At 55.8% G+C, this 13,143-nt stretch carries 12 protein-coding genes; 2 read left to right on the top strand and 10 right to left on the bottom strand.

Annotation, left to right across the window (positions count from 1 at the left end):
- Positions 1 to 13: 13 nt before the first annotated feature.
- Both D7D48_RS00450 and D7D48_RS00445 read right to left on the bottom strand, forming a co-directional pair.
- The gene (locus D7D48_RS00450) at positions 14 to 1,090 is read right to left on the bottom strand and encodes a serine hydrolase domain-containing protein (RefSeq protein WP_185739738.1); all 1,077 of its coding nucleotides are present in this window, start codon (positions 1,088 to 1,090) and stop codon (positions 14 to 16) included.
- Positions 1,091 to 1,167: 77 nt separating this feature from the next.
- Positions 1,168 to 1,725, bottom strand: coding sequence for a DUF3617 domain-containing protein (locus D7D48_RS00445; protein WP_125229435.1), 558 nt, complete (start codon positions 1,723 to 1,725; stop codon positions 1,168 to 1,170).
- A 165-nt stretch (positions 1,726 to 1,890) separates the two neighbouring features.
- On the opposite strand from D7D48_RS00445, the gene uvrB reads away from it, so the two are divergent.
- Positions 1,891 to 4,077 (top strand): excinuclease ABC subunit UvrB, encoded by a 2,187-nt coding sequence (uvrB, locus tag D7D48_RS00440; protein ID WP_125229434.1) that lies wholly within the window; start codon positions 1,891 to 1,893, stop codon positions 4,075 to 4,077.
- A 3-nt stretch (positions 4,078 to 4,080) separates the two neighbouring features.
- Here the strand turns inward: uvrB and D7D48_RS00435 are convergent, their stop codons facing one another.
- The 5 genes from D7D48_RS00435 to D7D48_RS00415 form a co-directional block, all read right to left on the bottom strand.
- Complete coding sequence (locus D7D48_RS00435; protein ID WP_245964285.1) at positions 4,081 to 4,797, bottom strand: sulfite exporter TauE/SafE family protein; 717 nt, start codon at positions 4,795 to 4,797, stop codon at positions 4,081 to 4,083.
- Between the two features lie 35 nt (positions 4,798 to 4,832).
- Positions 4,833 to 5,249 (bottom strand): CopM family metallochaperone, encoded by a 417-nt coding sequence (gene copM / locus D7D48_RS00430; protein ID WP_125229432.1) that lies wholly within the window; start codon positions 5,247 to 5,249, stop codon positions 4,833 to 4,835.
- A gap of 21 nt (positions 5,250 to 5,270) precedes the next feature.
- Positions 5,271 to 7,268, bottom strand: a complete 1,998-nt coding sequence (gene thrS, locus D7D48_RS00425; RefSeq protein ID WP_185739737.1) for a threonine--tRNA ligase — start codon at positions 7,266 to 7,268, stop codon at positions 5,271 to 5,273.
- A 113-nt stretch (positions 7,269 to 7,381) separates the two neighbouring features.
- Complete coding sequence (locus D7D48_RS00420; protein WP_245964284.1) at positions 7,382 to 7,807, bottom strand: hypothetical protein; 426 nt, start codon at positions 7,805 to 7,807, stop codon at positions 7,382 to 7,384.
- 61 nt (positions 7,808 to 7,868) lie between these two features.
- Positions 7,869 to 9,359 carry a hypothetical protein gene (locus D7D48_RS00415; RefSeq protein ID WP_125229431.1) on the bottom strand — a complete coding sequence of 497 codons (1,491 nt, stop codon included), beginning with the start codon at positions 9,357 to 9,359 and terminating at the stop codon, positions 7,869 to 7,871.
- 75 nt (positions 9,360 to 9,434) lie between these two features.
- On the opposite strand from D7D48_RS00415, the gene D7D48_RS00410 reads away from it, so the two are divergent.
- The gene (locus D7D48_RS00410) at positions 9,435 to 10,628 is read left to right on the top strand and encodes a CaiB/BaiF CoA transferase family protein (protein WP_125229430.1); all 1,194 of its coding nucleotides are present in this window, start codon (positions 9,435 to 9,437) and stop codon (positions 10,626 to 10,628) included.
- Positions 10,629 to 10,656: 28 nt separating this feature from the next.
- Here D7D48_RS00410 and D7D48_RS00405 read toward each other — a convergent pair whose 3' ends face one another.
- The 3 genes from D7D48_RS00405 to D7D48_RS00395 form a co-directional block, all read right to left on the bottom strand.
- Positions 10,657 to 11,295 (bottom strand): TetR family transcriptional regulator, encoded by a 639-nt coding sequence (locus D7D48_RS00405; protein WP_125229429.1) that lies wholly within the window; start codon positions 11,293 to 11,295, stop codon positions 10,657 to 10,659.
- A 27-nt stretch (positions 11,296 to 11,322) separates the two neighbouring features.
- Positions 11,323 to 12,195 (bottom strand): crotonase/enoyl-CoA hydratase family protein, encoded by an 873-nt coding sequence (locus D7D48_RS00400; protein ID WP_125229428.1) that lies wholly within the window; start codon positions 12,193 to 12,195, stop codon positions 11,323 to 11,325.
- 134 nt (positions 12,196 to 12,329) lie between these two features.
- Positions 12,330 to 13,112, bottom strand: coding sequence for an SDR family NAD(P)-dependent oxidoreductase (locus D7D48_RS00395; RefSeq protein ID WP_125229427.1), 783 nt, complete (start codon positions 13,110 to 13,112; stop codon positions 12,330 to 12,332).
- Positions 13,113 to 13,143: the final 31 nt, after the last annotated feature.

Below are 13,143 nucleotides of genomic sequence, written 5' to 3'. Positions count from 1 at the left end.
GTTGCCCACGCTATCATGGGCACCGGTCAAAGCAATGCCCGACCGTCGAAAATTCGTCGACCATCGTCACGTAGCGGTAAAAGCCCCTGCGTTCGGTAGGGTTGATCCAAAAGCCTGCGCGCAGCGAATACGCCTCTCCCACATGGCCGAACCAGCGATGACCAGCCTTGTCCGTCAACCAATGCACGCCAAGACCATAGCCCGTAAAATAGCCATTATCATCATCACCATTTTTACCGTCAAAGGTCCAGACGGGACCAATCATCTGAGTAAAACTCTCGCGCGACAGCAAAGGCGCACCGTCGCGTAACAGCAACTGACCGATTTTTGCCAAATCGCGCGCCGAAATACGCAAGCCGCCTTGCGGGCTAAAAGCAGAACCATTGCGGCCCAGCACATAAAGCTTATCGACGTCACAACTGCCGTTGCTAGCCGGATAAACCGCGCATGGATCAGGCCCGTTCATCGGTGCATCACGCGCAAGGTCTCCATTGGGCCGCAACAATGTAACCGCCTGCACCCGCCGCCCGTCGCCGCAACCCGCACCCCAATTATAGCAGGCGTCCAACCCCAGCGGCGTCAACACCAACCGCGCCATCAAGCGGTCAAAACGTTCACCCGTTGCGCTCTCCAACACTGCTGCAATCAAGGGCGAATTGATATTGGCGTAAGAAAAATACGTGCCCGGCGCGTGGTCCACATCCCATGCCTTTGGGTTGGCAAGGACAGTCTCTAGGCTGCCGTCCAGCGGTACGATATAATCTACAGTGTCACGCAAACTGCTTTGATGCGATAACAAGGCACGCAAGGTAATCGGCGCATTAGGGAATGCAGGATTGCGAACCCGCCAACCCAAATACTCATTCACGTCACGGTCGAGATCAAGCTTGCCTTGCTCCGATAGGCGCATGACGCCGATGGCAACGACCAATTTCGAAATAGAGGCAACCCGCGCCGGATCGTCTATGGTGACGGCCCGCCCCGCGACACCGGCATCGCCCTCGACTATCGCAGGAGTGATGCTGTCCGATGTGAAATCGATTTTGACCACTGCGGGCCGGACATTGCCTTCGTCAGATAAAGCTTGCACGTTGCTAGTCGCTGCACATCCCGAGACTATCACCACCGCAAGCATGGCGCAGACTAATTTTAAGCGACGGAGATACATCATGACGCAGGACAGGCACCGATATATTTGCCCCTTGCGTTGCCCTGCATGGCGACCTTGCCAACCATCGGCAGGCGGACATTTACTGTGCTGTCATAGTTGAATTCGGTTTCACCCATGACGCCGGCCAGCTCCATATCGACGCTGCCCATGCTATCCATGCCGCAAGACAATTTCATACGGACATTTTTCCCCGAAACATCGAACGCCTCATAAGCACATTTCCCAGCACTGTTGCCGCCAAAGAAACCCGCATCTGGTTTTTGCGCTTGCGCCTCGGTCAAGCAGCTCTGGCTGGAAGTGCTTTTCGCCACTTCGTTCATGATCCGCTGCTTTTCGGCTTTACCCAATGTCGGAACATTAATGTCCGTAAAGACGAAATTAGTTTCCCAAAGTCCGGCCTTCATCGGAATAAACGCATCATAATCCATTTCAGCGACACGCTCTTGGCTATCTATTATGCCATTGCCATTCTTATCCGCGCTGCCGCCGGATCCCTTCTCCGAACATGCGGATAATGCCAGCGCGGATGCGCACAGAAGGACAAATTTAAGCATCGACGCACCTCCTCATTTCTCTCGACTATATGTGTGTCGCGGCTGCCGCCAAAAGGCAACAGCGATAAAAAATATCCGCCATGTAGCGAAGTAAATTTGGTGCATCGGTCCGCATTCCGACGCAGGCCTCTTGCCCTTACAGCGTACAAAGCACATAGAGCGAACATGGCAGAGCTCATCATCCGCCGTGGGCTGGAAGAACCGGACACGGTTGGCACCTTTACCCCGCACCGCCCGGAACGCCCGCCCAAGCTGGAGGGTGGCAGGCCGTTCAAGATCGTGTCGGATTACGAACCAGCGGGCGATCAGCCGACAGCCATTCGCGAACTTGTCGACACAGCGCTGACGGGCGAAAAAAATCAGGTTCTGCTGGGCGTCACCGGATCAGGTAAGACCTTTACCGTTGCCAAGGTGATTGAAGCATTGCAGCGCCCGGCGCTCATTCTGGCGCCAAATAAGATTTTAGCGGCGCAGCTTTACGGCGAATTCAAAAGCTTTTTCCCCGACAATGCCGTCGAATATTTCGTATCTTATTACGACTATTATCAGCCCGAAGCCTATGTCCCGCGCAGCGACACCTATATCGAAAAAGAATCGAGCGTAAACGAAGCGATTGATCGGATGCGCCATTCGGCGACCAGGTCTTTGCTGGAACGTGATGATGTCATCATTGTGGCCTCCGTTTCGTGCATTTACGGTATCGGTTCCGTCGAAACATACTCGGCTATGATTTTCGACCTGAAAAAGGGCGAAAGCGTGGATCAGCGGGAGTTGATCCGCAAGCTGGTCGCGCTTCAATATAAGCGCAATGATATGGGCTTTGCGCGCGGTAATTTCCGCGTGCGTGGCGACAATCTCGAAATCTTCCCGTCGCATTATGAGGATACCGCATGGCGTGTTAGCTTCTTTGGCGACGAGATTGAGGAAATTGCCGAGTTCGACCCGCTCACCGGCCTTACCGGCGCGAAGCTGAACAGCGTGCGCGTCTACGCTAATAGCCATTATGTGACCCCCGGGCCAACGATGAAGCAGGCCAGCGAGGCAATCCGCTTTGAGTTGACCGAGCGATTGAAAGAGCTGGTGGGCGAAGGCAAATTGCTCGAGGCGCAGCGGCTAGAAGAGCGAACCAATTTCGATCTTGAGATGATTGCCGCAACAGGATCTTGCGCTGGCATCGAAAATTACTCACGCTTTCTCACGGGGCGCTTGCCCGGGGAACCGCCACCAACCTTGTTTGAATATTTGCCAGACAATGCGTTATTGTTCGTCGATGAAAGCCACCAGACAGTGCCGCAAATCGGTGCGATGGCCAAGGGCGACCACCGGCGTAAGCTGACCTTGGCCGAATATGGTTTCCGCCTACCTTCTTGCATCGACAACCGGCCACTGCGCTTTAACGAATGGGACATTATGCGCCCACAGACGGTGTGCGTATCAGCGACGCCGGGCGGGTGGGAGATGGAGCAATCGGGCGGCGTATTTGCTGAACAGGTCATTCGTCCAACGGGGCTTATCGACCCGCCAGTTGAGATAAAGCCCGTTGAAGACCAGGTGCAGGATTGCATCAATGAATGCCGCAAAACGGCAGAAGCCGGTTTCCGCACATTGGTCACAACGCTGACCAAACGCATGGCGGAGGACCTGACCGAGTTCATGCATGAAGCAGGGCTGCGCGTGCGATATATGCATAGCGATGTCGAGACGCTGGAACGCATTGAACTGATCCGGGATTTGCGGCGCGGCGTGTATGACGTGCTGGTCGGTATCAACTTGCTACGGGAAGGTCTCGATATTCCCGAATGCGGGTTGGTTGCGATATTGGATGCCGACAAGGAAGGCTTCTTGCGCAGCGAAACGTCGTTAATCCAGACAATTGGTCGCGCAGCGCGCAACGTTGAGGGCCGCGTAATTCTCTATGCCGATCGTATGACTGGCAGCATGGAACGCGCCATTCGCGAAACCGACCGCCGTCGCGAAAAACAACATGCATATAACATCGAACATGGCATCACCCCTGCGACAATAAAACGCGACATCCATGACATAGTCGCCGACACAGCCAGCCGCGATTCGGTGCTGGTCGAGATTGACGCGGATGGTGCCAACAACCTCGTAGGGCATAATCTGCGCGCCTATATCGACGAACTGGAGAAGAAGATGCGCGCTGCTGCTGCCGATCTGGAGTTCGAAGAGGCAGGCCGCCTGCGTGACGAAATTCGGTCACTTGAGGCAAATGAACTTGGCCTGCCGCACCAGCAACATGTTACTGCACCCAAGGGCCGCGCAACCGAGGGCCAACCTGGCACCCGCAAAATGCGTTATGGCAAAACGCAGCGTAAGTTCGGGAAATAAGGTTTAACTGAGCAATCGCAAAACGGCAGAAAGCCCCGCAAGGCCAAGAACGCCCGCGACAAAACTGCGCCATAAAGCCGGCGGCACCTTGCCAAAGGATTTGGCGCCAAGCCAGTTGCCCAACAACACCGACGGGAACAGCAGCAAAGACAGCCACAACAGGCGCGCATCGGCCAGCCCGAGCACAAAAGCCGAAATCGTGCCTGCAATTGCGGTCGCAAAAAACACGAGCATCATCGATGCGCGGGCCTCTTTTGGTGGGATGGGTTGCCGTAAATAAAAGGGCACGACAGGCGGCCCCGGCATCGCTGCAAAACCGGTCAAAATGCCCGAGGCGATGCCTGTTAAAGCAGTCTCCTTTGGCCCGGGACGCAGCTCCCCACGTTGCGGCAGCAGCACGAGCACAAACGCACCAATGGCGATGGCAGCAATCATCAACCGCGCCACATCCGGGCTGGTGTTCATCAACAGCCAGATACCAAGGGGCGTTGCCAACATGGCAAAAGCGGCAATCATCAACGCGCTCTGGCGGTGAGCGTCAGCGTATATAACTTTCAAGCCGACAGGCCCAATCAAAACCTGAAGCAATATGCCGATGACCACGGCCTCGCCGGGCTTCACAATTAACCCGAACAAGGGCACGAGAATTATGGCCATGCCAAATCCGGTCAGCCCACGAATATAGGCCGCGCCAAAGGTCATGGCCGCCAACAGTGACAATTGCCCTGTGGTAAGTCCAATCAGCTCTTGAATGCTCAGTGCCCCATCGCGGCATGATCAGCCGCGGTCAGCGGCTTTTCTGCAGCCACGCCTTTTTTGTCGAGCCATGCCTGCATGTCTTTTATTTCGGCTTCTTGTGCGGCGATGACCTTCTGCGCAAGCGCGCGCACTTCAGGGTCCTTGCCATGCTCCAGCGCGACCTTCGCCATGTCGACTGCTCCCATGTGATGCGGAATCATGCCCTGCATGAACGCAATATCGGCGTCGGCGTTTATCGTACCCATGCCGGCATGCATCTTGTCATTGGCCGCTGCATAAGCCTTTTGTGCGGCGTTGTAGCTTGCGGTCGCATCTGCCGCTGCCTCTGGTGTAGCGGCACTCTCATCCGCTGCGGGTTGCTGACACGCAGCCAAGAATAATAGGGCAGAAAGCGTCAATGGAAGCGTTTTCATCACTGTCTCCTCAAAGATGGTCTAACGTAAATCCGGCGGCGTAGCTTCATGCGACAACATAGCTATCGCCTCGTCCAGTGTCATGATGCGCTGGCCATCCGAGCCAAGGCTACGGATCGCAACTTTGCCTTCCTCTGCCTCGCGCATTCCAACGACAAGCAAGTGCGGCACCTTCGCCACGCTATGCTCACGCACCTTGTAATTGATTTTTTCGTTGCGCGTGTCGGCTTCAACGCGAATGCCCGCAGCCCGCAACTTTGCGGTAACATCATGCGCATATCCATCAGCCTCCGACGTGATCGTCGCGACCACGGCTTGCACAGGCGCGAGCCAGACTGGGAACCGGCCTGCATAATGTTCGATCAAGATGCCGATAAAGCGTTCATAGCTGCCAAAGATTGCACGGTGCAGCATGACGGGGCGGTGGCGTGCGCCATCCTCTCCAACATAGCTTGCATCCAGACGTTCGGGCATTACGCGATCCGACTGAATTGTGCCCACCTGCCATGTTCGGCCAATCGCGTCGGTCAGATGCCATTCCAGTTTTGGTGCATAAAACGCCCCCTCGCCTGGCAATTCTTCCCAACCATATTCTGCAGTCGCGAGCCCCGCTCTAACAACGGCATCACGAAGCTCATTTTCCGCCTTGTCCCAATCGGCATCCGAACCAAAGCGTTGGTCTGGACGCAAAGCGAGCTTGATTGAATAGGTAAACCCAAATTCCTTATAGATTCGGTCAGCAAGCACACAAAAGGCCTGTACCTCTTCGACAATCTGGTCCTCGCGGCAGAAAATATGCGCATCGTCTTGCGTAAACTGACGCACCCGCATCAGGCCATGCAACGCGCCATGCGGTTCATTACGGTGGCAGCAGCCATTTTCGTATAAGCGCATTGGCAGATCGCGATAAGATTTAATCCCCTGACGGAAAATCAAAACATGCGCCGGGCAGTTCATGGGCTTCAGCGCCATCCAGTCGGCATCGCCCGAAATTACGGGGCCATCGTCATCGACATTGGGCACTTCATCCGGGATGACAAACATATTGGCGCGATATTTGCCCCAATGTCCCGATTGCTGCCACTGGCGCGCGTCCATGACTTGCGGCGTTTTGACTTCCATATAACCGGCGCCATCAATCGCCCTGCGCATATAAGCCTCAAGTTCGCGCCAGATCAGATAGCCATTGGGATGCCAAAAGACCGATCCATGCGCTTCTTGCTGCAGATGGAAAAGGTCCATATCCTGGCCCAAACGGCGATGGTCCCGCTTGGCAGCTTCTTCCAGCCGGAGCAGATGGGCATCAAGCTGTTTCTTGTTTAACCAGCCCGTACCGTAAATGCGGCTTAATTGGGGATTGTTCTGGTCGCCGCGCCAATAAGCGCCAGCCACCCGCGTCAGCTTGAACGCCGCCGGATCCAACTTTCCGGTCGATGCCAAATGTGGCCCCCGGCACATGTCCATCCAGTCATCGCCGGACCAATAGACCGACAGCTCCTCGCCCGCGGGCAGTTCCGCTGCCCATTCCGCTTTAAATTTTTCGCCAGCCTTTTGCCATGTCGCAATCAACGCATCGCGCGCCATCACTTCGCGGCGAAGCGGCTTATCGGCGCGTATGATTGCGCGCATTTGTTCCTCAATCGCAGGCAAATCATCCATCGTGAACGGCCCACGCTCGGCAGGCGCCATCACGTCATAATAAAAACCGTCATCCGTCGATGGGCCAAATGTGATTTGCGTGCCGGGAAACAGCGTCTGCACCGCTTCTGCCAATATATGCGCAAAATCGTGGCGGGCGAGCTCAAGCGCGTCGGCCTCATCACGGGTCGTCACCAACGCCAGCTCCGCATCTGCCTCAATAGGGCGCATGATGTCACGTAATTCGCCATCCACACGCGCTGCAATCGCCGCCTTCGCAAGGCCGGGACCAATTGCGGCGGCAATATCCGCAGGGGTAGTGCCACGCGCAACTTCACGGGCAGAGCCATCGGGAAGGGTGACACGGATCATCTCGGACATGGATTATTTGCTTTCAACTGCGGTTAGAAGCGCTCCTTTGCCAGCCCAGAGGCGAAGTCGCAAGTGTGCAGCCATGGTCCCTGAACAAGAACCACTTATCATAGACAATCCAACTAGCCTGTCGTCTTCTCCGAACGATAAGGAACAAATTCCCCAAGGCTGCACACGCCGCCAGTCATGCCGGTGGTCCTGTCCACGAGGCGGATGAGATCGCCTTTGCATTTTTGGCTGCCAAATTGTTCGGACACGATGATGTCATCGTCACGCGATAGTCCGCTGCATGCGGATCGCAAATTGTTTTGGTACACCAAACGGCCTGACACACGGTAGAGCAAGATATTGTCACTTACGCGGATGGTATTGGTGCCGTTAAAGTCGCTAATGCAATTTACCGGCTTGCCAGCGACCTTGCCGTTCAGTTCTTTCATCAAGACCGCGCTCTGTTTTTCGGTTAGCGGCTTTGGGATATTATCCACTTGGCCGCACGCAGCAACCAATGTCAAAGGAGAGGCAAAGGCGACCAGTTTACATATATGCATCGATTTTCTCCGGATCACGCGAGCGGCATATCATATACGCGGCAGGATGAACCACAGATTATCAGATAAATGTCGCACTATGACGTTTTTCACCCGCGGTGACCTGAACGACCGCGTTGCTAAGGTCAGCATCCACTGGCCCATCCATCACCGCCATGGCGCGCGCGCCGCCTTCGGTTTCCAGCAACAATGTTGCCGCACCGAAACCGTCCTTGCCCGCTGATCGCACAAAGCTGAGCACCCGCGCTTTGCCTTGGGGCGCATCGTCAAGCGCCAGCGGCGTTGGCGCATAGCCATTCACCGCATCGCCGGACCACGCTACCCGCGGCTGCGTTGCCGCGTAAATCCCGACCGCCTGCTTCGACATCACGCCGCCATTGGCCGTGACCAAAGCTGGCTTAGTTCCGTCACGGCGCAACGCGTCAACCATCGCGGCGATGTTATAGTTGCCATAGCCATTGCCCGGGCCGCCAAAGAAGCTGAGTCCGCCGGTGAGCGTATAGTCGCCTAACGCTCGGCCTGCATCTTGCATACTGTCCACCGCCGCGAATACCGCACAGGGAAAGCAACTATAAATGTCCACCGGGCCAAGGTCAGCGGACGCAAGACCGGCTTGGTTAAGTGCAGCAGTGATCGCAAAATCTAACGCAGCGGAACGGTGAATGACCGCGCGTTCGGACAAGGGTGGCTCTGCTGCTTCGGCTGCGCCCGCCAACCACACCCATTTATCTTGCGGTACGCCCAATTCGCGGGCCTTGCCTGCGCTGGTCAGGATAACCGCGCCGCCCAAGTCGACCGCGTCTTGCGCGACATGCCAGCGGCGGTAAATGTCGGTTAGCGGATAATTGCCATTGTCGTCACTCTGCAGTGCCTCCGGGGATCGTAAACCGGGGAACTGCGCATGGGTGCGCGTTGCGGCTTTCACCGAAAAGGCAGACCATAAGGCCGCCATCTCGCGGGCATAGGCCTCTCCATCGAGGCCAATTTCTATACGTCGTGCATTTTCAATCAGACTGTAAGCCAGCGGCATGGAAATGATGCCATGGCGGATTTCGGTACGGCTCAAAATAGGAAAGGTAGACAGGCGGTTATCGAACGGCGTGTCCGACGCCAAACCCCAGTCTAATGATATGCCCGCCTTGCGGGCACGCTTGGCCGTGCCCGTAGCCTCTGCTGCAACAAGCACCGCCAGACTGCACGCACCTCGCCTTATGTCCCCGGCCAGCTCGTTCAACATCGCCTGCGGGCTTTGGCCGCCGACATCGGCATAGATCAAACGCTGGGCACTGATCCCGCCCGCGGCGCCAAAGGCCTCGGGCGTATTATCGGGAGAGCCTGTACCAAGGCTGACACCGCTATCCTCAAAGGTCCGAATGGCGGCGATGGTGTGAATCGCGGCAGCGATGGCTTGCGGCTGCCCCGTATCGCCAAGGGCTGCCTTGATTGCGGCGCCGGCCAAATCACGTGGAGCTGGCCATTCGCCAGCCACGGTCTTGCGGCTCGCTTCGCCTACACCGATGATTACTGGCGCGCCCGCGTCAAAATTGCTCATGTTGCTCTCCCGATTATCTCTTAACTGCACGCTTAAATATGCTAGCAGGCTATGCAAGGAATAAGGAGAGCGCACATGGCGAAATGGCCGAAATTGACATGGGACACAGAACCAACCGGACCTTTGAAGGGCATTAAGGTTGTGGATATGGCCACCGTCGTGCTTGGGCCTTATGCTACTGTGCAATTAGCCGATTTAGGTGCCGAAGTAATCAAAATCGAAAATAGCGAGGGCAACACCCCTGGCGACATGATGCGCCATGGCGGCGATTCGCCCACCAAACAACATGGTCCGATTTTCACTGCGCTCAACCGCAATAAAAAAGCCATTAACCTCAACATCAAAAAGCCTGAGGACAAAGCCGTGCTCGAAGCTTTGTTGGAAGAGGCCGATGTGTTCATCCATAATGTCCGCATGGCAGGCGTCGAGCGACTTGGTTTTGGGTATGAGGCCGTGAAGGCTATCAACCCCAACATCGTATATGTGCATTGCGCGGGCTTTGGTGCGGGCGGTGCTTATGGGGAGCGGCAGGCCTATGACGACCTCATCCAGGCCGCCTCCGGCTTTGCCGCATTAAGCGAACAGCGCGATGGCGGGCGACCAACTTATTCCCCAAGCCTTGTCGCAGATAAGGTCAGCGGTCTGTTCGCGGCCAACGCCACAATGGCAGCATTGCTTGGCCGCGCAGGGGGCCAAGGTGGGCAGTTTGTTCAAGTACCGATGTTTGAATGCTTCACTTGGTTCAACATGGTCGAAAACCTGTGGGGCGAAACCTTCGTCCCCGGCAATGGCCGTATGGGCTACACACGCTCGGTCAACCCGCGTCGCCGGCCCTACCCGACCAAAGACAGCTTCATTGCCATCGTCCCTTATAATGACCGGCAATGGGCCACATTTTTTGAACTGGGTGGACGGCCCAATGTCTTCGATGACCCGCGCTTTTCGACCTATCAGGAACGCACCAAGCACACAGGCGAATTATATGCGTTGATCGAAGAAGTGAGCGCGACGCGAACCACCGCCGAATGGCTTGACCTGTTAGCACAGCATGACATTCCAGCAATGAAGTATAACCGCATGGCCGACGTGCTGGCCGATCCACATTTGGCTGATGTCGGCTTTTTTGAAGAACGGGAATCGCCGGACCTTGGTAAATACCGGTCGATGAAACATCCCGTGCATTATGCGGGGACGCCTGTGTCCAATTATGCCCATCCGCCGATGCTGGATGCCGATGGAGACGAAATTAAGGCCGCGTTAGGGATGTAAGCCCCTGTCTCTTTGGGGAAGGATAAACCTAAACCAGCAGTCCGCGCATGATCAGGTCAATGGTATGCTCGCGATAGGCATCGCGCATATTCTCGTCAAAATCATCCTGATTGTAACAATGGCGCAGCACCAACCGCGATGAATAGAAACGGTCGGCCGCGCCAGTTACCGTGAAGTAGAAAAATTGCGGGTCGGTTTTGCGGAATTTACCGGCTTTTATGCCTTGCGCAATAAGCACTTCATAGACGTTCGAAATCGGCTTGAGATACAATTCCGCAATGCGCGCCGCTTCAGCAGGGGCGCTGTCGCGGACCATGCGCATTAACAGGCGGTTGAGATAGGGAAAGGCATGATAAGTGTCGATTACAGCGCCAATATGGATACGCAATTTGTCGGCAGGCTGCATGTCTTTGGCGACCAAAGCTCCCAAGCTTTGCACGATATTGCCCATGTCACGATCAAGCAACGCCAGCATTAGGCCGTTTTTATTGCCAAAATAATATTTGACCAAAGCGCTGTTGAGCCCAGCACGCAGCGACAGTTCGGACAGCGACAGGTCAATCGTGTCACCTTCGCGCATGATCTGGCTGGCTGCCTCGATCAATTGATCGCGCGCATTGTTGCCATCGGATGTATCGCTCGCCAGTCTTGGTCCTGTTGTTGCCATTGGTGTCCGCACCCCCTTTGCGTGAGGTTACTTATAGACAGGTTCGTCCCACCATGGGAAGAAGTCTGGTAAGTCTGCGGAAACTTTATCGGGATAATCTGGGGCACGCTTTTCCAAAAAGCTGGCGATACCCTCTTTCGCATCGCCGGAACGCGAACGGCGGTAAATGGCCCGACTATCAATCGCATGTGCGGACATTGGGTGGTCGGCAGCGGACAGACGCCACAGCATAGCGCGCGTCAGAGCAATAGATACAGGCGCTGTGTTATCGGCAATCTCACGCGCCAGCATCCGCGCCGCATCCATCAATTCGGTGGGCGCATGAACAGAGCGGACAAGGCCACCGTTTAAGGCCTCCGCGGCGTTAAACACCCTACCCGTCATACACCATTCCAACGCCTGCTGCATGCCTACCAAGCGGGGCAGAAACCAACTAGAGGCCGCCTCTGGCACAATCCCGCGCCGGGCAAAGACAAAGCCGAAGCGCGCATTGTCGCTCGCCAAACGAAAATCCATTGGCAATTGCATGGTCGCGCCAATGCCCACCGCGGCGCCATTGATTGCGCCGATAACCGGTTTTTTGCATTGGAAAATTCGTAGCGTCAGACGCCCGCCAGAGTCGCGCACCCGCTCGTCCGAAAGCGATTCCACCTCCGATCGGCTAGCAAACACATCGCCGCCCGCCTCCGGCGTAAGATCCGCGCCGGCACAAAAAGCGCGTTCACCCGATCCCGTAACGATGACAGCACGCACAGCATCATCTGCGTCGACCAAATCAAATGCCGTGCACATCTCGCGCATCATAACATTGGTAAATGCATTCATTTTTTCGGGACGATGCATCGTGATCGTGGCGATGCCGTCAGCGACCGCATATTGGATTTGGGTGAATTCGGTCATCACTTGCACACCTCTATAATAGGTTCCAACACACCCTATAATCTATCCGTGTCGCGCCCAGTCTAGACATCTCTCAGTCGTCCACGACCTCAAAATGTCTCAACGATGCGCGACACGAACAGAATGCGTTGCGTTTACCGTGGCGCCATGCGGATAGCACCGTCGATACGCACGTCTTCGCCGTTGAAATATCCACATTCAATCATTGTCATGGCGACTTGCGCGAATTCCTCCGGATGGCCAAGGCGCTTGGGGAAAGGCACAGATGCCGCAAGTGCATCTTTCACGGCTTGCGGCGCACCATTCATCAACGGCGTGTTGAAAATGCCCGGCAAGATAGTGTTGACGCGAATGCCTTCGCTCATCAAATCGCGCGCGATTGGCAAGGTCATACCAACAACGCCGCCCTTGGATGCCGAATAAGCCGCTTGACCCATTTGACCATCTTCAGCCGCAACCGATGCGGTGTTTACCATCGCACCGCGTTCGCCATCTTCTATTGGCTCAAGCGTCAACATACCCGCTGCCGACTTGGCGATGCAGCGGAACGTGCCAACGAGATTGATTTGAATAATACGGTCAAAGGCGTCGAGCGGAAAATGCTTGATCGAACCGTCTTCCTTCGAACGGCTAGCCGTTTTGGCAGCGTTACCCGTGCCCGCGCAGTTCACCAAGATACGTTCCTGACCGTGCACCGCGCGTGCCTTGGCAAAGCCAGCGTCAACGCTTTCGTCGCTGGTGACATTGACGTTGCAAAACACACCACCGATTTCTGCGGCCAATGCTTCGCCCTTTTCGGCTTGAAGATCGAAAATCGCGACCTTTACACCCTTGGCGGCGAGCGCCCGTGCGGTTGCTTCGCCAAGGCCAGATGCGCCGCCGGTGACGACTGCTGCGACTGTTGAATCCAATTTCATATTCTTAAATCTCCGAAATATACATCGTCAC

The sequence above is a fragment of the Sphingorhabdus wooponensis genome (assembly GCF_003933235.1).
GTDB lineage: Bacteria > Pseudomonadota > Alphaproteobacteria > Sphingomonadales > Sphingomonadaceae > Sphingorhabdus_B > Sphingorhabdus_B wooponensis.
The sequence above is the reverse complement of the archived record's forward strand: the minus strand, read 5'-3'. Positions and strand labels throughout refer to the sequence as shown.